The sequence below is a fragment of the Noviherbaspirillum sedimenti genome, assembly GCF_003590835.1.
Lineage (GTDB): Bacteria > Pseudomonadota > Gammaproteobacteria > Burkholderiales > Burkholderiaceae_D > Paucimonas > Paucimonas sedimenti.
Genome location: NZ_QYUQ01000002.1, coordinates 3,665,539 through 3,687,987, shown reverse-complemented (window position 1 = coordinate 3,687,987; position 22,449 = coordinate 3,665,539). Strand labels below are relative to the sequence as shown.

The 22,449-nt window shown below is 59.1% G+C and carries 15 protein-coding genes and 1 pseudogene; 9 read left to right on the top strand and 7 right to left on the bottom strand.

What is annotated here, in order from left to right; genetic code table 11:
• Positions 1 to 257 precede the first annotated feature (257 nt).
• Together D3878_RS17125 and D3878_RS17120 are read right to left on the bottom strand one after the other, a co-directional pair.
• Positions 258 to 2,507, bottom strand: coding sequence for a CaiB/BaiF CoA-transferase family protein (locus D3878_RS17125; RefSeq protein ID WP_119786585.1), 2,250 nt, complete (start codon positions 2,505 to 2,507; stop codon positions 258 to 260).
• Entirely contained in the window at positions 2,486 to 3,289 is an 804-nt protein-coding gene (locus D3878_RS17120; protein ID WP_119786584.1) for an IclR family transcriptional regulator, read from the bottom strand. The genes D3878_RS17125 and D3878_RS17120 overlap by 22 nt, the downstream gene beginning before the upstream one ends.
• A gap of 334 nt (positions 3,290 to 3,623) precedes the next feature.
• On the opposite strand from D3878_RS17120, the gene D3878_RS17115 reads away from it, so the two are divergent.
• Positions 3,624 to 5,249, top strand: a complete 1,626-nt coding sequence (locus tag D3878_RS17115) for an MFS transporter (RefSeq protein WP_119786583.1) — start codon at positions 3,624 to 3,626, stop codon at positions 5,247 to 5,249.
• 79 nt (positions 5,250 to 5,328) lie between these two features.
• On the opposite strand, the gene npdG is transcribed toward D3878_RS17115, so the two are convergent.
• Together npdG and D3878_RS17105 are read right to left on the bottom strand one after the other, a co-directional pair.
• Complete coding sequence (gene npdG / locus D3878_RS17110) at positions 5,329 to 6,066, bottom strand: NADPH-dependent F420 reductase (RefSeq protein WP_119786582.1); 738 nt, start codon at positions 6,064 to 6,066, stop codon at positions 5,329 to 5,331.
• Positions 6,067 to 6,237: 171 nt separating this feature from the next.
• Positions 6,238 to 7,284 (bottom strand): TIGR03617 family F420-dependent LLM class oxidoreductase, encoded by a 1,047-nt coding sequence (locus tag D3878_RS17105; RefSeq protein WP_158592300.1) that lies wholly within the window; start codon positions 7,282 to 7,284, stop codon positions 6,238 to 6,240.
• A gap of 595 nt (positions 7,285 to 7,879) precedes the next feature.
• On the opposite strand from D3878_RS17105, the gene D3878_RS17100 reads away from it, so the two are divergent.
• From D3878_RS17100 to cofH, 5 genes are all read left to right on the top strand, one after another.
• Positions 7,880 to 9,037 (top strand): acyl-CoA dehydrogenase family protein, encoded by a 1,158-nt coding sequence (locus D3878_RS17100; RefSeq protein WP_119786580.1) that lies wholly within the window; start codon positions 7,880 to 7,882, stop codon positions 9,035 to 9,037.
• Between the two features lie 352 nt (positions 9,038 to 9,389).
• The gene (gene cofE, locus D3878_RS17095; RefSeq protein WP_119786579.1) at positions 9,390 to 10,175 is read left to right on the top strand and encodes a coenzyme F420-0:L-glutamate ligase; all 786 of its coding nucleotides are present in this window, start codon (positions 9,390 to 9,392) and stop codon (positions 10,173 to 10,175) included.
• Positions 10,172 to 11,113, top strand: coding sequence for a 2-phospho-L-lactate transferase (gene cofD, locus D3878_RS17090; protein WP_119786578.1), 942 nt, complete (start codon positions 10,172 to 10,174; stop codon positions 11,111 to 11,113). The genes cofE and cofD overlap by 4 nt, the downstream gene beginning before the upstream one ends.
• A gap of 12 nt (positions 11,114 to 11,125) precedes the next feature.
• On the top strand, positions 11,126 to 11,836 hold the full coding sequence (gene cofC, locus D3878_RS17085; protein ID WP_119786577.1) for a 2-phospho-L-lactate guanylyltransferase: 711 nt from the start codon (positions 11,126 to 11,128) through the stop codon (positions 11,834 to 11,836).
• A complete protein-coding gene (cofH, locus tag D3878_RS17080; protein ID WP_233556371.1) occupies positions 11,808 to 14,363 on the top strand; it encodes a 5-amino-6-(D-ribitylamino)uracil--L-tyrosine 4-hydroxyphenyl transferase CofH in 2,556 nt (851 codons plus the stop codon). The genes cofC and cofH overlap by 29 nt, the downstream gene beginning before the upstream one ends.
• Positions 14,364 to 14,614: 251 nt before the next feature.
• Here cofH and D3878_RS23875 read toward each other — a convergent pair whose 3' ends face one another.
• On the bottom strand, positions 14,615 to 14,779 hold the full coding sequence (locus D3878_RS23875) for a hypothetical protein (protein WP_158592299.1): 165 nt from the start codon (positions 14,777 to 14,779) through the stop codon (positions 14,615 to 14,617).
• A gap of 181 nt (positions 14,780 to 14,960) precedes the next feature.
• Between D3878_RS23875 and D3878_RS23870 the strand changes: the two genes are divergently transcribed.
• A complete protein-coding gene (locus D3878_RS23870) occupies positions 14,961 to 15,131 on the top strand; it encodes a hypothetical protein (protein WP_158592298.1) in 171 nt (56 codons plus the stop codon).
• A gap of 133 nt (positions 15,132 to 15,264) precedes the next feature.
• Here the strand turns inward: D3878_RS23870 and D3878_RS17075 are convergent, their stop codons facing one another.
• Positions 15,265 to 17,442 carry a CaiB/BaiF CoA-transferase family protein gene (locus tag D3878_RS17075; protein WP_119786575.1) on the bottom strand — a complete coding sequence of 726 codons (2,178 nt, stop codon included), beginning with the start codon at positions 17,440 to 17,442 and terminating at the stop codon, positions 15,265 to 15,267.
• Positions 17,443 to 17,855: 413 nt separating this feature from the next.
• On the opposite strand from D3878_RS17075, the pseudogene D3878_RS17070 reads away from it, so the two are divergent.
• A pseudogene (locus D3878_RS17070) lies at positions 17,856 to 18,242 on the top strand (MFS transporter); the annotation flags it as partial.
• Positions 18,239 to 21,742, top strand: coding sequence for an acyltransferase family protein (locus D3878_RS17065; protein ID WP_119786573.1), 3,504 nt, complete (start codon positions 18,239 to 18,241; stop codon positions 21,740 to 21,742). The pseudogene D3878_RS17070 and the gene D3878_RS17065, both read left to right, overlap by 4 nt.
• On the opposite strand, the gene D3878_RS17060 is transcribed toward D3878_RS17065, so the two are convergent.
• On the bottom strand, positions 21,706 to 22,449 hold the full coding sequence (locus tag D3878_RS17060) for a flagellar brake protein (RefSeq protein ID WP_158592297.1): 744 nt from the start codon (positions 22,447 to 22,449) through the stop codon (positions 21,706 to 21,708). The genes D3878_RS17065 and D3878_RS17060 overlap by 37 nt on opposite strands.

The window sequence follows — 22,449 nt, the reverse complement described above, 5'->3', positions numbered from 1 at the left end:
AGCTGGCGGCTACTTAATAATTACGACATTTCGTATTATACTGCGTAATCTCGAATATACGCGATTTAAAAATAAATGCAAAAACATGTTTCCGCATCGTGGAATTTGCCCAATTATTTTTAGAGCGCATATGTGAGATTTCTATAACGCATATGTGATAAAGATTTTATCTCCAGATTTCCCATGAAATTTCCACGCGAAATAACGACATATAACCGTAAATTAATACGGCATTTCGTAATATAAAACCTTCTTTTTTAACAAGCCGCCAGATTATTCAGATCTGCTCCGGCCACGACGCCGCTGGCTGCCAGTTTCGAAATGTTTTCTGGCGTGTATCCAAGTTCCCGCAGCAATTCACGGGTATGCTGGCCTTGCGCCGGGGCGGAGCGCAGGTGCCGATCCCCTGTCGCTGTATCGCCAAATTCCACGAGCGTTCCGACGATGCCGCTGACCCGGCCATAATGCGGATCGAGCAATTCCTTGAATTGCCGCCCAAGGGCGCCGTTGCGGCGCTCAGTCAGGCTGGCCCAGCCATCCTGGACACAGGGTTCAACCCATACTTCATGTGCGCGCAATGCCTGCACCAGTTCGGCACAGTCCCATGAGCGCAGCGCTTCGCCGATTCGGCTGCGCTCGACATCACCCCAATCCGCGGTGCTCGCCGAAAATCCGTGCAACTGAAGGAGCGAAGTGAAGCGGAATGCCATGGCGCTGCCCCGCAACGCAAGGGCAATCCAGCCGTTGCGCGTCCGGTACAGGCTTTCTGCCGGATGAAATCCCGTCAAGTCCTTATCGATCGATCCAGCTCCCTTGAAGCCGGCATCTGGCGACCATATAAGCTCGGATTGCAGAAAGAGAGAGGATGCCAGCAGGCTGACCGTGGCCTCAACACCATGGCCATTCACCTCGCGGCGATACAAGCCCATCAGGATGGCTATCGCACCAATTGCACCCGCGGCATAATCAACGAGCGGAGAACGCACCCACAAAGGCGGATTGCCAATCCCGCCAGCGCGCGCCTCATGGCCACACCAGGCTTGCATTACCATGTCGAAGCCAGCCAGAAGACTTTTCGGGCCGACTTTACCGTAAGCGCTCGTTTCCAGCGTGACCAGGTTCGGATTTACTTTTCGCAACTGGTGCGGCGCCACGCCAATCCGCTCCGCAACTCCGACACGGAAATTGTGATGAACAACGTCAGCCGTCCGGCATAGCCCGCGTAAAATTTTCAAGCCTTCGTCGGACTTTATGTTAATGCACAAGCCTCGCTTGTTACAGTTGGAGCTATAGACCGTCCTGTAGCCGGAAATCGTGCTCGCTCCGGATGGCGGCTGCACCTTGATCACATCCGCGCCCAAATCTCCCAGCAAGCGTGACGCATAGGGACCGGCGACGAAATTTCCGAGATCAATAATGCGCACTCCGGCAAGCGGCAACCCGGTCCCTTCATCCGGCCCTGGCGGCGCCACCGGCGCATCCAGTTGCGTGGCCAGCGAAGCGGCCGCAGCAAAGTCAATTGGGCAAGCCACACTCCGACAGCCATTCCTGCCGGTTTCTATGAGAGCGTTTGCCTCAATTTGAGGATCGCTCCAGCATTCTCCCGGCTGCAGCACTGGCTCTGCAGCCAAGCCTTCATTCCAGAGCGCCTTCAGCAAAGCACTCCTTTCGAATTTAATGACATGCGCGCCAATCAATTTCAGATTGCCGAAATATTCATCGATGGGTGCCCCGACCCGGGGAACACCGCGATCATTCGGGTCGACCACTGCATCGATGCCCAGTACCTTGTACAATTTTGCTACCGCGCTGGGAATGCCCATGACGAACTGGACATAGCCGCCATCCGCACACTCAAATATCAGGTGGCGGCAGTCCTTGGGCGTTATGGTTGAAAAGGCCGTATCGGGGCGCTCCGCATCTATCCAGAAAGCCGACCAGAAAATTCCAACCCCTTGCTCCAGGGAGCTTTTGACAAGCTCGCCACGACCGCTGCGCCGACGCTGCAGGAGAGCCGCCCAGACACCGATCAAACCGACGAGGGTAGCCCCATAGGTTGGCAAGCGAGAGGCCAAGCAGATTGGACGCGCGGTGAATTGTTCGTACACCAGGCCGGTACGCGCCTGCGCAAGAATATCGACCGCCGGCGCTGCAACACCATCCATCGAATGCGCGCCACCCAGGTCAAGGACAATCAGATGGGGATGCGCGGCATGCAGTTCATGGCCATCGAAACGCCGATCAAGACCGGGATAGCTCTCGCCTCCGACAATGCAGACATCGGCACGCAACAGCAATTCCTGCAACTCTGATTCCTGAGCTAATTGCGCCTTTGATCGCCAGGTGGAATACGCTGGATACACATCATAAAACGGGTCGCCACTGGACGGCTCGATGCGTACGACCCGAGCTCCAGTGTCGGCAAGAAGTTTTGCTGCCAGGGCTGCCGACATGCCGACGCCAAGATCCACTACAAGTAAATTCCCTACCCCTGAGACTGTTGACATGCGCTTCCTTCATCATTTTTTTCATCAGCGAAGGCATCCGCTTCCGCCGCGCCAAACGCTTGCAGGCCAACCGCCAGCAAATGATCGATATAAGTCTCACGGTTAGCCTCCAGGCGATCACTGGGTCCGGTAATGGAGATGCCAACCAGTCGCCGGCCGATCCAGCCTGCGACCGCGAAGGAACTTAAACCTTCACGCCCCTCCTGGATTGCCTGATGCCACCCTCTTAATTTGCCTTCCGCCAATTCCCGCTCGAGCGCATCGGGCTTGGTTTTCGTACTAGCAGTCAGCGCGCGCAACGGATTCAGACGTAACAGCTGGCCACACTCCGCAGCCGGCAATTGTCCCAATAAGGATTTGCCGATTGCCGTCGCGTGGACCGCAACCCGGTCACCAACCTGGACGACATAGCGCAAGGAATGACTCCCTTCATGCGCGGCAATGATTCTCCCTTCCATTTGATCCAATTCAGCCATGTAGCATGTTTCAGCGGTACGCTCAGCTAGCAAGGCAATTGCCTTATCGCCCAAGGTGTCGAATTCGTCGTGTTCCGATATCGCATTGGCGATCGCCTGCAGACGATTGGTTGGGTAATAGCGCTTGGTGCTAACCGTCCGGCTTACATAATTGAGTTCTTCGAGGGTACTGAGCAAATCAGAACAACTACTTTCCGGCAAGTTTAAAAACCGGGCTAATTCCGACTTCAGCAGCTCTCGTTTCTCACGGGCAAAAATTTCGAAAACAGCAAAAGTTCTTACTGCCGCAGGAACAATGGCTCCCATTATTGTTGCTCTCCTCTGATAATTTTCCACATATCAAAACACTTCGTTTATCTTGACAATTATAATTCGACAGGTCGATAAATTAACGAATTATCGTATTTGTTAAAACACACAAAAGTTAATCGGCGCATGTGCCGCACTAGCGAAAATCAAGTCATGGCTGGAGCCAACAGTTAGGCGTTGCGCTACTTATGAATATCTTATGAGTAATACGCATGCCAGAAACGCTATTCAATCAAGGCCTCCAGATTGTGGTGAAAAGAGGCTGAGACGAAAAATACGAATACACGATATACTATATATATATACGACATTTCGCATTTATTTTTGACGCATGAAAAATTCGAATATCGGTAGCCAGCCAGAAAAAAATGATGGGACTCGCAATCAAGATCGACAGTTTGCCAGTGCCTTTCAATACAAACTGTTTCGTGCGCTCTGGGTAGCCACCATGCTCGCCAGCATCGCGACCTGGATGCAAAACGTCGGCGCTGGGTGGGTCATGCTTACGCTAACGCCGTCTCCATTCATGGTTGCACTCGTGCAAACCGCTGTCACCTTGCCGGCCTTCATCCTCGGCCTTCCGGCCGGCGTCATGTCCGATCTGATAAATCGACAGCAGTTGCTGCTTTGGACGCATGCCGGTATGTTTCTGGCGACTGGTGCATTGGCAGCCGTTTCGCATCTTGGCCTGCTTGGGCCATGGACATTGCTGTTCCTGACCTTTACCATCGGATGCTGCTGCGCTGTAGCGATTACGGCTAGACAGGTAAGCATTTCGGATGTGGTGCCGCGAACGGCACTGCTGCACGCCCTGGCATTGAACAGCATTGCCTATAATGGTGCGCGCGCAGTCGGCCCCGCGCTGGCTGGCATCCTGCTGGCATGGCTTGGATCCACTGCAGTCTTCTTGGCCACCGCCAGCATATTTGCCATCGTCGTCGCGATCCAGTTTCGCATCGATACCCCTCAGCCAAGAAACACAGCAACAAGCGAACGTGCGTTCGATGCCATGCTCACCGGCATGCGCTACGTGTGGCACGCGCCGGTACTGCATGCCTACTTTTTGCGCGCCATCCTGTTCATGGTCTGTGCGAGCAGCCTGTGGGCACTGTTGCCGGTCGTCTCACATGATCGGATGGGGTTCGGCGCCAGTGGCTACGGCTTGTTGCTAGGCGCCATGGGCGCGGGCGCCGTTGTATTCGGCGCCATGCTCGAGCCGTTGCGCCGCCGATTTTCGCTTGATGTGCTGGCCACGGCATCTGGCCTGGTCTTTGCCGCTGCGATTTTGATCTCAGGGCTAAGCTCCAATACAGTGATCGTCTGCATCTCGCTGTTTGCCGGCGGTGGTGCATGGGTGATTAACAACTCGATCATCACCGCAGCGGTGCAGACTGTATTGCCGGCCTGGGTGCGCGCACGGGCGATCTCGATCTACATGCTGGTATTTCAAGGGTCGATGGCGTTTGGCGGTGCATTGTGGGGTGCCGTGGCCAGCCACCTGAATCTTTCAGCCACACTAATACTCGCTGGCATCATGACACTATGCGGCGTGTTATATGCGCGCCGCTACCCGCTCCAACTCGGCAATGAAGCCGATGTTACGCCCTCGATGCACTGGGTTGAGCCGGCATTATGGAGCGAGCCTGCTCCAGATGACGGCCCGGTAGCGGTTCAGAGCGTATACCGGGTCAGGCCTGAAGCACGGGAAGAATTCATTCATGCGATCCACGCGCTTGGCATTACGCGCAAGCGCGATGGCGCCAGCCATTGGCAACTCTACCGTGACCTTGCCGATCCGGAAATATATGTCGAGCGCTTTGTCGTCCACTCCTGGGCAGAACATTTGCGCCAGCAGACACGCGCCACGATGACTGATTGCATCAGCGAAGAAATCATCCGGAAATTGCATAGCGGCGATCAACCGATTCGAACCTCGCATTTCATTGCGCAGAAATGAAACATCGCTTGAGAATCGGCGGCGGCATGCGGGAAGCTGCATTGTTGACGAGGATGCGCGGCTGGAGGCCGCGCATCCATCAATCGGGCAGGTTGGTGATGCGTATTCCTGCGCCTGCGCTCTTGTAGCGCGAGTTGATCGATATCAGGATGGAGGTCAGCGCCTCGGCGGCAGCCGAATTGTCGATCGGACCCGCGTGCAGCCCTCGCATGCCGATGTCCCCGCATAATCCGACCACGACTTCGCGTGCGTTGACATCGTCACCGCATACCAGGACATCACAATCGACCGCGTGGTCCAGGTCCTGAAGGTGATGCGCCGATACGTTCTGAAATGCGGATACGACCCGGACGGACTCGCCGAGCATGCGTTGAATAGCCGCGACCGCGGAGCCTGCTTCAGGTAGCTGCACGCGCGAGACTTTGGGGGGCTTGAGCGGCACGGTGGCGTCGATCAGGATCTTGCCGCCGAGTGCTGCCGAGACCTGCTCCACCGTAGTGCGCTGCACCGAATACGGCACGGTCAGAATGATGACATCCGCAGCCTTCACAGCCGCTTGATTGTCGCTCCCCTCCAATAGCGAGCGCTCCAGCCGGCCGTTGAGTTGCTGGGCAGCCGTACGCGCCTTTTCGGCATCCCGCGAGCCGATGATCACGCGGTGACCGGCCGCCGCAAAGCGCAGCGCAAGACCTTGCCCCTCGTTACCGGTTCCGCCCAAAACCGCGATGATACGTGGGTGATTAGTGATGCATTGGGAATACACAGACTGCGCCCCAACTTGCACGGCGCTCCCGCCGGCGTCAGTACTCTTGATCATATAGCCTCCTTTTTTATCGAGACATGCCACCCCTATCTCAAACTACTCGCCCCCTGCTCGACGACAACCATGCGTTGCCGCCACTGCTGGATGGACGTGCAGATGAGATTTCGGGGTTGCCATACAAGGCTTGCACGCTCACGTCGTTATAAACATCCACGCTGCGATAAGTTACGCAGCCTTCAAACGCCGTACCAATTCGGAAACGGCCGGCTCGGTAGTCTGCGGCAGACGGATGGACACAGCATCAACCACCCCGGTAAACCGTCGCTTGATCTCCTCTACTGCATGCTCGGGTTTACCGATAATGGCGAACGTGTGAAGCATTTCGTCATCGATCAGGTTAGCCATTTCTTTCCAGCGCCCCTCCTTCGACATCTTGTTGAGCTCAGGGTGGAGATCTCCCCAGCCATGAAATTCGAGCACCCCTAGGTAAGCCGGAGTCGAACCATAGAAAGCCACGTGTTCGCGCATCATTTCCGTGCGACGCTTGAGTTCCGCCTCATCGTCGACAGCTACGACAAATGGCGGATGCACTATCTGGAAATCCGCACGCGAGCGGCCGTGCGCTGCCAGCGTTTTTTCGATCACGGGAAGCGAGACCTCGCGCATGTAATCGGCCGATGCGAATGAGTGGCCGATGATTCCGTCCGCCACTTCTGCGGCGACCTCTGTCATCTTGGGACCCACAGCGCCCATCATGATCGGAGGTGGTCCGGATGGATTGGGGGGGGGCATGAAAACTGGCGTCATCAGGGTATGAGAATAGAATTCGCCGCGGAATTCAAGGCGTGTGCCGTTATTCCAGCAATCCCATATTGCGCGCAACGCCAGTACAAACTCCTTCATGCGCGCGGCCGGACTAGACCATGGCATGGAGAAACGCTTGACGACGTGCGCCTGGACTTGACTGCCGATCCCGAGAACGAAACGGCCTTGTGAAAATGCCTGGAGATCGTGCGCAAGATACGCCACATTCATCGGATTGCGCGCGAACGCTACCGCAATGTGAGTCCAGATTTCCGCGCGCTTACTGTGCTCCGCAGCAAGCATCGCACCCACAAAGGGGTCGTGGCTCGATTCGGTCGTGGCGATTGCGTCGAATCCCGCCTCCTCCAGCAATTTCGTCTCTTGGATCACGCGCTCGAAAAACGGGCCGGAAACCCACTGATCCGGCTCGTCATCGGACGGTTCGCGAATACGGGCGATTACTTTCATCTCTTCTCCTTGGATATTGACATCCGCGACATCGCGGGAACGGTTGAGCAAGCGAAAATTTATTAAGTTCGATACTACGATATTCCGCATTATATTGCAACATATCGAATATCTTTTCTTGCCCGCCAAGTTGACGACAACTAACCCGGTCGCATATTGCTCAAATCGTTCCGTCACCTACACCCGTGAGAGATAGAATGCGCCAAAAATGTAAAGTCTCACTGGAAATTCATAGCAGAAAGTAAAAACTTGCCCTTAATCTCGATCCTGGGCATCTTCTTGGCAGCCCGACCATAGGATGAAGCAAGTTAATACATATATTCAGATGGATACCAAAAAATCGCCAGGCGCTGTCACTCCTGCATTAATCGGTATTTACATATGCGCTGCAGCGGGTTTGACTAACTTCTAGCCATCCCTCAGAACGCGTTCAAACGATAGCGCCTCGCCACAGACGCCATTACCTCATCCCAGCGACAGTTTACTTAATACGGCTTATCGTGATAAATTACGAAAATTCGAAATATATGTTCAGGCAAAGATCGCTGTTTCGCGAACCAGAGCATACGCCCGGTCAAACCAACAGGAATTCACAATGATAGCAAACACCACCTTGTCTGATGAGACTCCGTTCACCGAAGAGGAAGAGCTCTATCGCAACACCGTGCGCAGGTTCATCGAGCGAGAAATCGAGCCGCGTTACCTCGACATCACACCGCACAGCGATGACAAACGCGCGCTCTGGCGCAAGGCAGCGGCAGCGGGAATCCTCGGCGGCTGGATTCCGGAAGAGTTCGGCGGGCCGGGTGCCAGCACATTGTGCAACGTGATCCTCTCGTACGAGCTCTCCCGCTCGCCAGTTTATGCCACGCTGGGCAGCCTGTTTACAACAGACCTCGCAGGCAGCGTTCTTCTGGAAGGCAAAGCACATGCGCTGTTGCACAAATGGGCGCCAAAGATACTTGCCGGCGAAGTCGTGCAGTGCTTTGCCATGACGGAGACCGAAGCGGGGAGCGATGCAGTCGCGATCCGCTCGACGGCGGTACGCGATGGCGATGAGTACGTCATCAACGGCAGCAAGGTATACATTACCAATGGCGACTGGGCGGATCTGATTTTCATCACCGTCAAGACCGATCCCTCTGCCCCAGGTGCGCGAGGCATGAGCGTCATTCTGGTGGAGGCCGATCGGCCAGGGATCACGAGGCGCGGCACCAAGACCCTCGGCTTCCCTGGAGGCAATACCGGCGAGCTGCATTTTGACAACGTTCGGGTGCCGGTCGACAATCTTGTGGGTAGTGAAGGCGGCGCCTTCAAGATGCTCATGGCCAACTTGGGTACAGACCGGCTGCAGCTCGCGGCGCGGGCGCTTGGGCAAGCCGAACTGGCCTTCGACTTGACGCTCGACTACGTCAAGCAACGCAAGGTATTTGGCCAGACCCTGTTCGACTTCCAAAATACGCAGTTCAAATTGGCAGAAGCGAAGACCGAGATCGAGGCGGGTCGCGCATTTCTCCACAGTACGGTAAGAAAAGTGCGCGCCGGGACCTGCACGGATATGGATGGCGCAATGGTAAAACTGTGGCTCTGCGAGATGAGCGACCGGGTAGTCGATACCTGTTTGCAGCTCTGGGGTGGCGCAGGGTATATGGACGAGATGCCAATCTCGCGCATATACACGTCCAACCGTGTGTTACGCATCTACGGGGGCACTTCCGAGATCATGAAGCTCATCATCGCGCGCAAACTCTAGGCAAGCCGTTCCGAGTCGGCGTGCGGTGCAATTCGCTTGCAAAAAATGAAGAAATATGAACATCAAGAACTAGAATTTGGTGCACTTATCCATCATTTCGGATTCAAATAGTAGCGGAAGACCTTGGGTCAAAGTGCAAACGGCACCGCCAACCTGTAATAAGGCTGCCAGCGAAGCATCTAGCGGATCAGGATTTAATGGCCATATCACGATTACTCGTTACAATTCACAATATTTCGTTATTTAAATCGAGGTTGTCTGCCATTACAGCCCACCGTAGCGAATGCGGTTGGGAGGGCCGATGCGAACAGCAGCGCACGCGATTGCGAAACGAACGGAAATGGCTCAACACATGACGACTCTCACGCTAACTGCTTTGCCTGGAATCCCGCTCGTCGAGCCGGGCGCTGATCTGGCACAACTGGTGATGGACGCCTATGGGCGCGCCGGGCTGCAGCCAGAGGATGACGATGTCCTCATCGTGGCGCAGAAAATTGTGTCCAAGGTCGAAGGACGCTATGTGTACCTGAACGATGTGATGCCATCGGCGCACGCGATAGAACTGGCGCCGAAGGTCCAGAAGGATCCTCGGCTCGTCGAGGTGATCCTGCGCGAGTCCAATGAAGTCCTGCGTTACCGGCCAGGCGTCCTCATCGTGGAGCACAAGCTTGGGATTGTGAACGCCAATGCCGGAGTAGACCAATCGAACATTGCTTCCGGTGACAGCCACCCGCGCGTCCTGCTCCTGCCCGTGGATCCCGACGCCTCGGCGCGCGGGCTTCGTGAGGCAGTGGGGCAGCGCAGCGGGGCTGTTGTCGCCGTAATCATCAACGACAGCGCCGGGCGCGCCTGGCGCAATGGCATCATCGGTTACACGATCGGCTGCGCCGGCATCGAGCCAATCCGCAACATGGTGGGCCAGCCAGATTTGTTCGGACGTGAACTGCAGATAACTGAGATTGCCATCGTAGACGAACTCGCCGCCGCTGGATCCCTGCTCATGGGCCAGGCCGCGGAGGGCGCGCCGGTCGTGCTGGCGCGCGGAATGCACTTCCGTCGCAGCGACCAGGGCGCGCGTTCGCTGATCCGTCCGAAGCACCAGGACTTGTTCCGATCATCAGCGCCGAGGCCCGCATGAGCTTCAAATGGATCGCGTTGTCAGGAGGAGTCGGGGGCGCGAAGCTTGCGTTGGGGCTTGCCCATGAGCTCGATCCCGGCGATCTCCTCGTCGTCGCCAATACCGGGGATGATTTCGATCACCTCGGGCTGCGCATCTGCCCGGATCTCGACACGTTGATGTACACGCTGGCGGGCTGCAGCAACTCCACGCAGGGCTGGGGGCTTGAGGGCGAGACCTGGGCATGCATGGAAGCGCTCGGCCGACTGGGCGGCGAGACATGGTTTCGTCTCGGAGACCGAGACCTCGCCACTCATCTTTACCGCAGCGACCGCCTGCGACACGGCGCCACCTTGTCGCAAGTCACGCACGAACTGAGCAGCGTGCTCGGCGTGCGCCACCACATCGTGCCCATGTCCGAGGCGCGGGTTGCGACCGTCGTGATAACCGACGAGGGCGAGCTTTCATTCCAGGATTACTTCGTGGCCAGACAATGCGCGCCTCGCGTGCGCGGCGTGCGATTCGAGGGCGCGGAAAACGCCCATATGTGCGAGACGCTGCGGCTGGCATTGGAAGATGATGCACTGCGCGGCGTGATCATATGTCCATCCAATCCCTTCCTGAGCGTAGAACCGATCCTCGCCATTCCCGGGGTGCGCGAGGCACTCGCCACCATCAAAGCGCCCATTGTCGCCGTATCTCCCATTGTTGGTGGACAGGCCATCAAGGGCCCCACGGCGAAAATGATGCGTGAGCTGGGCATGGACGTGAGTCCGTTAGGAGTAACAGAGTTTCTGCGCACGACAATCGATCGCATTGTGATCGACCTGGCGGATTCGTCGCTGTTGCCGTCCATCCGTAACCTGGGTATCGAGGCGACATCCGCACCCACCGTCATGCGGTCGCTCGACGACAAGCGCTCACTCGCACGGGCCGTCCTCGAATTCTCCGGCGCCTGAGGACCTCATTCGATGCTTGCCGTTCTCCCGCTCAAGTCCTTCGCCTTGGCCAAGTCTCGTCTTTCCGGCGTGCTTGACGCATCCTTGCGCGCGCGCCTCATGCGCGCAATGGCCTGCGACGTCCTGGAAGCCCTGCTGGGGTGCGCGCGGATTAAAAGGATCGTGGTGCTTTCCGACGACCTTGAAGCAAAAAAACTCGCCTGCGGCTACGGCGTCGAGTGGCAAAGCGACCGCTCCGTGTCTTGCCGGCCAGGGCTGAACGGCGGCTTGCGCGGAGCCGCCATAAACTTCGTGTCCCAGGGCGAAAACGCCATGCTCGTCGTGCACGGCGACCTGCCGTTGCTCACGAGCGGCGAAATCGACGACGTGGTGAGCGCATGGGAAGCGCTATCCGGCCCCAAGCGCGTCGCCCTGGTGCCATCGGCCGATCGCCAAGGCACCCACATAGTCCTGGCCGGGCCGCCCGACGCGCTCGATTTCCAGTTTGGCCCGAACAGCTTTGCGCTTCATGCCGCCCAGGCGCACAGGAAGGGCCTCAGCCTGGCGGTCCTGAATCTTGCGGGAGCCGGCGCCGACGTGGACACTGAGCGCGACCTGCGACGACTGACGGCGGCACGAACCGTCGGTGCTCACACGCGCAGGGTTCTCCCGGATATTACTAACACGCTGGAAACCTCGCACTGGATCGAGGAGCATGTACCAGAAGCCTACTTTGAGAGATAACATGATTAACGAATGCATGGAACAGCTTGCCGCGAGAAAGCTGCCGACACGAGAAAGCGTACTGCGGCTCGCCGGCTGCGAAGATACGAAGGCCCTTTGCACGGCCGCCGCGCAGATTCGCGACCGGGGCTACGGCAGCCACGTTACCTATTCGCGGAAAGTATTCATTCCGCTCACGCAGCTTTGCCGCGACGTGTGCCATTACTGCACCTTCGCGCACAGCCCGAAGCGCGTGAGCTCACCCTACATGTCGATCGAACAGGTCCTGAACGTCGCGCGGGCCGGAGCACGCATGGGCTGCAAAGAGGCGCTGTTCACCCTCGGAGACAAGCCAGAACTGCGCTACGCAGCGGCACGCGATGCGCTCGCCGAACTCGGCTTCGCCTCCACGCTGGAATACCTCGCGCACGCCGCCCGTGCGGTACTGGAAGAGGTTGGCCTTCTGCCGCACATTAACGCTGGATGCATGGGCGATGACGAAATCGCGATGCTTCGGAACGTATCGGCTTCGATGGGGCTCATGCTGGAATCCGGATCCGAGCGCCTGTGCGCAAAGGGAATGCCGCATTACGGTTCGCCCGACAAGGTGCCGCGCGTGCGCCTCGACACGATTGAACGGGCGGGACGAGCCCGCATCCCGTTCACGTCGGGCCTCCTGATCGGCATCGGCGAGACGCGACTTGAGCGCGTCGAATCCCTGCTCGCGCTGCGGGAGCTGCACGAGCGCCACGGACACATCCAGGAAATCATCATCCAGCCGTTTCGCGCCAAGGAAGGCACGCAAATGGCGCATGCGCCCGAGCCGACACTCGAGGAACTGCAGTGGAGCATCGCGGTGGCACGTCTTGCATTCGGCCCCGAAATGAGTATCCAGTCGCCGCCCAATCTGGCCGCGGATACCTTGGGCGAAGTAATCGACGCCGGCATCAACGACTGGGGAGGCGTATCACCGCTTACGCCCGACTTCGTCAATCCGGAAGCCCCCTGGCCCGAAGTGGAGCGCCTCGCGCGCGAAACTGCCGCGGCGGGCAAGAAGCTGCATGAGAGGCTCACTGTGTACCCCCGCTACGGATCAAGCGCGGCCGATTGGATTGCGGCGCCGTTGCGCGGTGCGCTGCTGAAGCTAAGCGATGCCGAGGGATATCCCAGGGTTGACAGCTGGTCGCCTGGCCAGCCGATGTCGGCGTCCACTTCCGAGCACCTCGCATTGACGAAGCCGACGAACCGTACGCAGGTATCTCACGAGTTGCGCGACATCGTCGCCGCCGCGCGTGAAGGCAGTGAGCTTTCGCATGAGCAAATCGTGCAACTCTTCAGCGCCCGCGACGACAATCTCGCCTTCGTCTGCGAATCAGCGGACGAATTACGCCGCGCCGTTGTCGGGGACACTGTCACCTACACTGTGAACCGCAACATCAACTACACGAACGTCTGCTATTTTCGCTGCCAGTTCTGCGCCTTTTCCAAAGGAAAGCACAGCGAAAATCTCCGCGGCAAACCGTACGACCTGCCCATGGAGGAGATTGCGCGCCGTGCGCGCGAAGCATGGGAGCGCGGCGCTACGGAAGTGTGCATGCAAGGCGGGATCCACCCCTCCTACACGGGCCAGACCTACCTCAATATTCTGCGCGCAGTGAAGGAGTGCGTGCCGCACATCCACGTCCATGCCTTTTCGCCACTCGAAGTGTGGCAGGGCGCAAAGACGCTCGGGATTACTCTGCGCGAATTCCTTATCGAGCTAAAGCAAGCAGGGCTCGGTACGCTGCCGGGGACGGCCGCCGAGATACTCGACGACGAGGTGCGGCAGCACCTATGCCCCGACAAGATCCGGACCGACGAATGGCTCGAGGTGATGGCGACCGCCCATGACCTGGGACTGAAGACCACTTCCACCATCATGTTCGGCCATATCGATCGCCCCGAACACTGGGCGCGCCACCTGCTGCACATCCGAAAGCTCGCGGCGCGCAGCGGCGGCTTCACGGAATTCGTGCCGCTGCCGTTTGTGCCGATGGAAGCGCCCATGTCGCTCAAAGGTCGTGCACGCCCTGGGCCAACCATTCGCGAAGTGCTGCTAATGCATGCCGTCGCAAGGCTGGCGTTGCATCCGCACATTCCAAATATCCAGACGTCATGGGCCAAGCTCGGAAAACAGGGCGTTTTGTCCATGTTGCAGGCCGGTGCCAACGACTTGGGTGGTACGCTTATGAATGAAAGCATCACCCGCGCTGCCGGGTCGGTTCACGGTCAGGAGCTTGCACCCAATGAAATGGAGGAGCTAATCCGCGCCGCCGGCCGCATTCCGCGTCAGCGGACGACGTTGTATGGAGATCCTTCGGACGAACGGGTACGTGCTTCGTTCGCAGCAAGACCTCTGGAACCGCTGGCCGACACGCCACTCGCGTCGCATGCACGCCCAGCCAAACGGGTGCTCGTGCGCCATGTCGTGACCACCGCACCAGAATGCCCCTCTTCTGCGCGCACGCTGCCGCAGGCCGCGGATACGTCACCGGCGAGCATCGATTGAACTCGACGCTGGAATGGCGATGATTGCGCCTGAGGAATTGCGTGAAAGCATGCGCGACTACTGCGTATTCCGGCGAACGTGACCGCTCATTCCGGTCTATCGTGACCGCTGCGCATGAGATGGTGTTACGCGGTTAAATTGTACTGTCTGCGGTCATGGGTCGATGTTTTTCTCCTTTTTGATGGTTTTAGAAAGCTGTGTGCGCAGCATGATCCTGTCGAGGATGGCATCGGCAATGGTGGCGTCACCGATCACGCATGCCAGTACTCCACCGGTAATTGACCGGTAATGATCGTGGCCTTGCTGGTGGCATATTGGGTGACGACGCCCTTGGAAATGCCCAGCGCGGCGGCGATCTGTTGATGCGACAGTTTGGCATCCAGCTTCAGACGCAATACGTCTTTTATCTTACGCATATTGATCCTTGGTACGTGCACGCTGTCTCTAGAAAAAAGCTGGAAGCGTACCCGTTCGGTTGCACTATGCGTAACATCATTTCTGCCTGGTACGACGCCATTCCGGTATCGTGACCGCCAATTCCGGGAATAGCTCGAACTCGGTCACGATGCGCCGGAATACCCAACTACTGAAAGGAGAATGGAAAATCGAAAAATGGGGCACCTGCGCCGCGGCTACAGCCGCGGCCTTTCGCCGGTCACGCATGGCGCGCTGCACGAAGAGTTGGGGGCGGTACGCAAGCGCCGGCCCCCTATTCTGCCCAGCATGCTGGCGGTACGCGTTCTCTCGTCCAGCGGACCGCGTATCTGACTACTGAACCTGATTGCAATTCGCCAGTCCAACTTCGATAACGAATGCCATTGCGTGACAAGTAATGTTCTTCATCGACCGCTTGCAGTGCCCGGCTCCTCCCAAGCAGTTATGCCCCTCGGAAAAATGACTGTTATGCGACCACCTTGCGCGCTGCCAGGTTGTCGATCTCGGTGGAGGAATATCCAAGCTCGCCGAGGATCTCCCGCGTGTCCACCCCCCCCGTCGGTACCGACATTGGCCTGTTGGCATCCAGCCGCGAGCGTGAAAAACTCACCAGCGGGCCAACCGTAATCAGTGCGCCGACATTCGGATCCCGCGTTTCGACAATGAGATTTGCCGCTCTGGCAGTTGGATCATCGAGCAGACTCTGCCAGCCATTCTCGTTACACTTTTCGCACCAAACGTCAGCGGCTTCAAGTTGCTGCAAAAGTTCGTGCGTCGTTCGCGACCGAATCCGTTCGGCGATTTTTTGCCGTTCGCTATCCCCCCACGATCTGCTGTTTTCGGGAAAGCCCTGCAGGTGCAGCACGTTTACCAGGCGCGCTGCCATGTCGTCGGACCGCGCAGCGATGGCGACCCAGCCATCCTTAGTCTGGTACAGACACTCGGTGCAGTGAAATCCGGTACGGTCGTAGTCCAGCGGCGGCCCGCCGGAAAAGCTGCCGTCCGCGCACTGGATGAGTTCCGACATAAGAAACAGGCCGGCTTCGAGAAGGCTTGTTTCCGCCTCCACCGCATTGCCGTGGCAAAGCTGCTCCCGAATGCCGAAGAGCATCGCAATGGCGCCGATCGCACCGGTAGCATAGTCGATGTACAAGTTTCTGTACCACAGCGGGGCATTATCTCTGCCCCCTGCCCTGACCGCTTGGCCGCAATATGCCTGCATGAGGGGATCGAGGCCGGCATTCATTGCGCGTGGCCCGCTGGCGCCGTACGAAAAGCACTGCACCGCTACGATATCTGGTCGATAGCCGCGCAAAGACGCAGGGTCGAGTTTGATCCGACCCGCTGAACCCACTCGGAAGTTGTGGCTTGCAGCATTCGCGGTTGCGCATAGCCGCCGGACGACATCCATGGATTCCGGTGCCTTTGCGTCAAGGTGCAGGCTGCGCTTACCCTGGTTCGACACAACAAAATTCGGATAGCTGGCAGTACGCATGATGTCGCCGGCGAGAGGCTCAACCTTGATCACATCTGCGCCCAAATCCGCCAGCAGCTTCGAACCGTAAGCTCCAGCCACCATGGCGCCGAAATCAAGGATGCGAACGCCCGCCAGGGGTGCCGCGTCTTCCGGCGCGGACGGCAGTGAGGTACGGGGGGCGCCAGAGTTCGGTTGCACCGCTCGCATCGTGAGCGGCGTGCCGACGCGCCGACGACCATCCACCTCCGTGACAATGGTCCCATTCACGCGAACCTGCTCGTCATCCCAGCATTCACCCGGCCCTAACACCTTTTCTGCAGCCACGTCGGCTGCCCAGCACGCGCGCAGGAGTTCCTCGTGAGTGAACTTCGTCGCATAACGCTGGAATAGATCAATGTCACCGAAGTAGCCTTTCTTCGCCGTGTCACCGATAGACTTATCGATGCCGAATGCCGCAAAGACCTTATCCATTCCGTTATACCTTGGAACGAAGAACACGTACTGCCCGTCGGCACATCGCACGATTGGCGCCCACACGTCCTTGGGCGGATTGCGCATGTTCACCGACTGCGTATCTTCGATCGACATCCAGAGGCAGCTGAGGAACATCCCGGCCCCTTGCTGCAATGAGGTCTCGACCAATTGACCGCGCCCGCTACGCTCACGCTCGACCAGCGCGGCACCGACCCCAAGCAAGCCTTGGATTGCCGCACCGTAGGTTGGCAGCGGACAGGCAAAGTTAACCGGGCGATCGCTGAAAATTTCGAAAGCAAGCCCGACTCTCGCCTGGACGAGAAGGTCCACCGCTGCACGCTGTTCGAATCCGCGCGCGTACCCTGCGATCTGAAGCACGACTAGCCGCGGGTTGGCGGCAATGAGCGCTGCGCCTTCGAAGGACCACTCAAGCCCGGGATGATCCTCGCCCCCAATCAGACAGACGTCTGCGCGCGCAAGCAGTTCATCGAGGTGATCCGGCGTTGCCATCCTGGAGCCGGAATGCCAAGACGTGTACGCCGGGTATATCGATTCGAAGGGATCGCCGGCCGGAGGCGCGACGCGCCAGACCGTCGCCCCCATCTCACGCAGGAACTTGGCGACGATCGCCGACGGCATCCCGACACCCAAATCCACAACGACCAAGTCCTTGACGCTTTCTGGCTCACTCATCTCTTCTCCATGTTATTTGCCCCGCATGAATACACTCTGCTGCGCGAGCTGACCGCCTTTTGGCAACCAACAAACTATACGATAATTCGTAATTAATTTCAATATACCGAATAAAATCCCCCCCAACCTATATTCCAATCCGTCTACAAGCACACAGCAATGCTCTGCCCTGAATCCGCAAATCAGGTTTCTTACGATCACGCGGCTCGCTGAAGGCATGGTCACGAGCGGACAGCAACTATCTATCCTCAATGTTTCATAAACTGGCATGGCGGCCGAAATTTGGGCGAAATGTCAGTTTATGAAACATTCAGGCTAAGTAGTCACCGAAATGCAATTGTGTATTCTGAGCCGGAACCCTGCATCAGACCTTCGACTTCCTGCTGTAATGCCTCGCCCGACAAGGCAAGGAAGAGTTCGTCCGCGCAATCCATACGCTGGGCATGACGCGCAAGCGCGATGGTGCCAGCTACTGGCGCCTGTACCGCGACCTTGTCGATCCCGATATTTACGTCGAGCGTTTCATCGTGCATTCGTGGACGGAATACCTGCGCCAGCTATCGCGCAGCACCATGGCCGACCGCATCAGCGAAGAGTATGTCCGCACCCTGCACCATGGCAATCATCCCATCCGCACCGCCCATTTCATTGCCGAGACTGCGGCGGGCTTAAGGCTGAAGCTAATCAAGTCGCATCCGGACAACACGCCACACGTCCCCCGCACATACATTGCCCCTTACACAAGGTGGGGGGTTACACTTCCTTGGCATAAAGATAAGCCAACGGAGGCAATCCAATGAATCCAGCACAGCGATTCCATTCGCTCGACAACCTGCGGGCGATCATGATGTGGCTCGGCATCGTGCTGCATGTCGCCGTCAATCACGTGGTCGGCAAATCCCCGCTGCCCTGGCGCGACCCCGAAACCACGCCGCTGGCCAACCTGGCGATGGCCTTCATCCATACCTTCCGCATGCCGGTGTTTTTCATCCTGGCCGGATTTTTTGTCGCGCTGCTGGTGGCGCGGCGCGACTACGGCGGCATGCTCAAGCACCGCCTGCGCCGCCTCGGCCTGCCCTTTCTGATTTTCTGGCCGCTGCTCTATATCGGCACCGGCGCCCTCATCATGCAGTATCTGGGTCTGATGCCGCTCGACGCCGACGGCTTGCCGCCGCAGCTTCCCGACGGCCCGCTGCTCAACACCATGCACCTGTGGTTCCTGTATTACCTGCTGTGGTTTTGCGCCTTCACCGCCTTGTGCGGCATGCTGGGGCGGCATGTCCCGGCCCGCATCAGGGACGGCATCGCCGCCGCCTGGCACACCCTGGCATCGAGCTGGTGGGGCTTCCTGCTCCTGACGCTGCCGCTGGCGGCAACCGGCGCTTTCTACTGGAACGGCATCGTCGCGCCGGACGGCTCGCTGCTGCCGCGCTTCACCGAATTGCTCCACAACGGCATGTTCTTCGTCTTCGGCTACTACCTGTACCGGCGCCAGGACAGCCTGCTGCCGCTGTATGCGCAACATTGCTGGCGCTACCTGGCCGCAGGTCTGGCTTTTTTCATTGTCGCGATGGGCGTCTACGATGCCTTGCTCAAGCAGCAGCACACCGCGCCGTACGCCTGGGCAGGGATGGCCTTCCTTTATCACTGCGCCAGCTGGTTGTGGAGTTTCGCCCTGATCGGCCTGTTCATGCGCTACCTGCCGGCGCAAAACCGCTTCCTGGCCTATATCGCCGATAGTTCGTACTGGGTATATCTGGTGCACATGACGGCCACGGTCGGCTTCGGCGTGCTGCTGTACGAAGCGCCCTACGGTGCCCTGACCAAGATGGCCATCAACATGGCGGCCACCACGGCAGTGTGCCTGCTGACTTATCAGCTGCTGGTGCGTTACACGCCAGTGGGAACGCTGCTCAATGGCAGCCGGCACGCCCTGCCGTTCAGCCGGCGCACGCTGACGGTAGCCGGCATGCTGCTGGTCGTCGGCGGCGTGGTTTTGACGCAAGTAAAATTCGACGCGAACATTGCGCCGACCCGTAACAGTGCACCGGCGGCGATCGCCGTGCCGGACGACATCGACCGTTTCCTGCGCGAGCTCGGCGTGGCCTATGGCAGCCCGGATGGCAGCGCGGTAGCGCAGTTCCTGTCGCAGGATTTCCTGTTTCAGGGCATGGACCGCACGGCGTTTCTCGACCATCTCCATCAAAACCGCCACTACTTCGGCAAGCTCGACATCACGCCGGTCGAAATCCGCCAGCATCCCGAACATGTGGAACTGGGTGCCTACGGCGTCTCCGCCAAAGGCGTACTGGCGCCGGCATTGCAGCTGTTGCCGCTGCAGGCCGGGGCGACACTGGTGCAGGAAGACGGCCAGTGGAAATTGCGCGGCAACCAGAAATACGAGGAAGCCAGTCTCCATCGCCGGGTGGCGCATATCGTGGCCGATTTTCCGCCAGCCGACCTGGACGCCTACCGGCGCCATCTGCCTGCCGGCTATGCCATGCCGGAACGTCCCTATGTCAGGGTATCGGTCGCCGACTGGCAGCACATGGCGGCGCCGCAGAGCCCTTACAGGCTGGCGCAACTGAGCATCCTGGCCAGCAAGGATGGCGAAAACATCTGGCACATTCTCGCCATGCCGGAAACCGACTGGCTGGCGGTGGAAGCCGGCAAGGCCGTCGGCTTTCCCAAATTCGTCGCCGATGTCGATATCCGCCGCTCCGCCTCCAGGCAGTGGCAAGTCGCGCTGCGGCGCGACGGCGAACCATTGGCCGAGATCGCCTTCGAAGGCGTCATCACCAGAAAGTCCTCCACCTATCGCGACGACTGGGCCAACAATGGCGACGACTGGCTCGTCTTCGGCAAGGATGGCGCCGCCAACAAGGCGGGGATGTCGCTGCAGCCGCCCGCCAAACGTTCCAGCAGCGGCTATGGCTGGATGACGGTGAATCCGCAGTCGCCGCTCTGGAAGGAGTTGCTCGTCCCGGGCAAGCGCACGCTGGCGATGTCGTTCGAAGTCGAGGGCGCATACAAGCTGCACATGTACCCGCTGGCCAGCACCGCGATACCGGCCGGCATCCGGCAGCTGCTGGATGCCACCGCCGCCGCCTGGGCCAGCCAGGACATCGATGCCGCCCTCGCGCTGCACCACCCGGCATTCCGGGTCACCAATCAGAAGGATTTGGCAGCCATGCGCAGGCTGTTTTCCCATACCCGGCGCTATGAGTGGCAGGTCAAGGAGTTGCGCGAGGATGGCGATTTTGCCCAGATCCGCGGCGAGGTGCGCACCGACACCGGCGCCATCCCGGCGCGCAGCCGCCTGTTCAAGGAAAACGGCCGCTGGATGTTTTATGGCAATGGCGGCTCGTGGCAGGAGCAGCGGCGCAGGCAGCCGGCGGCAAGCGCGACGGCGGCGCACGAGTTCGACGCATACAGCAAGGAACAGGCGCAGGAAGTGCTGGCCGCCGGCGACGATTTGCGCTTCGAGGGTGAACCCGGCGAACTGGGCGCCTTCAGCACGCTGCCCAATGCCGTCTTCATGCCGGCCGGACCAGGGCCTTTCCCGGCGCTGGTGCTGCTGCCGGATTGCGGCGGCAGGATCGGCGACAGGATGCGCAAGCGGGTCGAAGCCGGCATTGCGCAAGGCTACGCGGTGATGGTGCTCGACAGCATGCGCGGTCATCTCACCAACTGCGTTGCGCCGCTGCGGGTTTCCATGGCAAGGCGCGTCAAGGATGCCTACGATGCGCTCGATCATTTGAGCCGGCTGCCGCAAATCGATCCGCAGCGCATCGCCGTCGCCGGCTTTTCCCAGGGCGGCACGATCGCGCTGCTGCTGGCCTCGAAAAATTCCTCTGCGCTGTATGCGGCCAAACGCCGCTTTGCCGCCAGTGTCGCCTGGTATCCGCTGTGCTATATGTCGGCACGCTATGCCAGGCGGGAACTCGACTTCCTGCGGCCCGACATCGACACGCCGCTGCTGTTGCTGATGGGCGGCGAAGACAGCTACACGCCGGCCTACGACTGCGTGCCCCACCTGGAGGAATTGCAGGCCGGCGGCGCGCCGGTCGAGTGGCATGTCTTTCCGAAGGCGGTGCACGGCTGGGACCTGGCCGAAGTCAGCGGCCGCTCGACCATGACCTTCCGCGGCGACCGCATGACCTTCAGCTTCGACGCCGCGGCCACGCAGGAGGCGCAGGAGCGCACGTTCGCATTCATGAAGCGGCGCCTGGCGCGGGATCCGCTGCAGCAGGCCGACGCAGCTCAGGAAAATCCGCCGCCGTCCAACCCGCGCCGCTGATGTTCGATTTTCGTAATGAAGCGCTGGATCGCCACCCCGGTCGCCGGCGCCAGATCGGTGAAAGACAAGCCGACGCGATAACGGCTGCCATCCTGGCGCTCGCTGGTTTGCGTGACATGGCGCACCTGTGCGGCGCAATCGATCAGGATCTGCCAGGGCAGCGCCAGCTGCATGCGGCCGATCTCCTGGCCGACTTCCAGTGCCGGCAGGCCAATCGCGGTAAAGCCGACGCCGCCCACGCTCAAATCATGCGCCGGCCATTCGCCCGGCAGGCTGCCGTCAGCGGCAAACAGCTTCAGCATCAGCGGCTTGGCCACCGGCAGCAGAATGCGGTAACTCTCGCGCCGCTGCACGCGCATTACGCGCTCCGGCAGCGGCACATGAAAAGCATCGCTGCCGCCCCAGGAAATGCGCCCCGGCTGGCTGCCGGAGAATTGCACCCGGATGCCGTTGAGGTGGGAAACGAATACGCAGGAAGTGCTGACCGGCAGGCGTCGGTTGGCCTCGGGGTCGCCGCTCAGGTCGAACACCACTGTGTCTGCGCGGGCTTCCAGCAAGGTGGTCTGAAAAAAATCGTGGCCGCCGTTGAAATACACGGTCACCGGTTCGCGATAGTGAATCAGTTCATTGAGGACATGCAGGATTTCCATGCGGCCGCGCAAGAAATAGCGCTCTTCGATTTCGTCATCGCTTAATGAGGGCAGCAT

Excerpts from the sequence above, each read along its gene's own strand:
- D3878_RS17125 (WP_119786585.1), bottom strand. The coding sequence starts at position 2,507 with ATGTCAACAGTCTCAGGGGTAGGGAATTTACTTGTAGTGGATCTTGGC.
- D3878_RS17120 (WP_119786584.1), bottom strand. The coding sequence starts at position 3,289 with ATGGGAGCCATTGTTCCTGCGGCAGTAAGAACTTTTGCTGTTTTCGAA.
- D3878_RS17115 (WP_119786583.1), top strand. The coding sequence starts at position 3,624 with ATGAAAAATTCGAATATCGGTAGCCAGCCAGAAAAAAATGATGGGACT.
- npdG (WP_119786582.1), bottom strand. The coding sequence starts at position 6,066 with ATGATCAAGAGTACTGACGCCGGCGGGAGCGCCGTGCAAGTTGGGGCG.
- D3878_RS17105 (WP_158592300.1), bottom strand. The coding sequence starts at position 7,284 with ATGAAAGTAATCGCCCGTATTCGCGAACCGTCCGATGACGAGCCGGAT.
- D3878_RS17100 (WP_119786580.1), top strand. The coding sequence starts at position 7,880 with ATGATAGCAAACACCACCTTGTCTGATGAGACTCCGTTCACCGAAGAG.
- cofE (WP_119786579.1), top strand. The coding sequence starts at position 9,390 with ATGACGACTCTCACGCTAACTGCTTTGCCTGGAATCCCGCTCGTCGAG.
- cofD (WP_119786578.1), top strand. The coding sequence starts at position 10,172 with ATGAGCTTCAAATGGATCGCGTTGTCAGGAGGAGTCGGGGGCGCGAAG.
- cofC (WP_119786577.1), top strand. The coding sequence starts at position 11,126 with ATGCTTGCCGTTCTCCCGCTCAAGTCCTTCGCCTTGGCCAAGTCTCGT.
- cofH (WP_233556371.1), top strand. The coding sequence starts at position 11,808 with ATGTACCAGAAGCCTACTTTGAGAGATAACATGATTAACGAATGCATG.
- D3878_RS23875 (WP_158592299.1), bottom strand. The coding sequence starts at position 14,779 with ATGCGTAAGATAAAAGACGTATTGCGTCTGAAGCTGGATGCCAAACTG.
- D3878_RS23870 (WP_158592298.1), top strand. The coding sequence starts at position 14,961 with ATGGAAAATCGAAAAATGGGGCACCTGCGCCGCGGCTACAGCCGCGGC.
- D3878_RS17075 (WP_119786575.1), bottom strand. The coding sequence starts at position 17,442 with ATGAGTGAGCCAGAAAGCGTCAAGGACTTGGTCGTTGTGGATTTGGGT.
- D3878_RS17065 (WP_119786573.1), top strand. The coding sequence starts at position 18,239 with ATGAATCCAGCACAGCGATTCCATTCGCTCGACAACCTGCGGGCGATC.
- D3878_RS17060 (WP_158592297.1), bottom strand. The coding sequence starts at position 22,449 with ATGCTGCCCTCATTAAGCGATGACGAAATCGAAGAGCGCTATTTCTTG.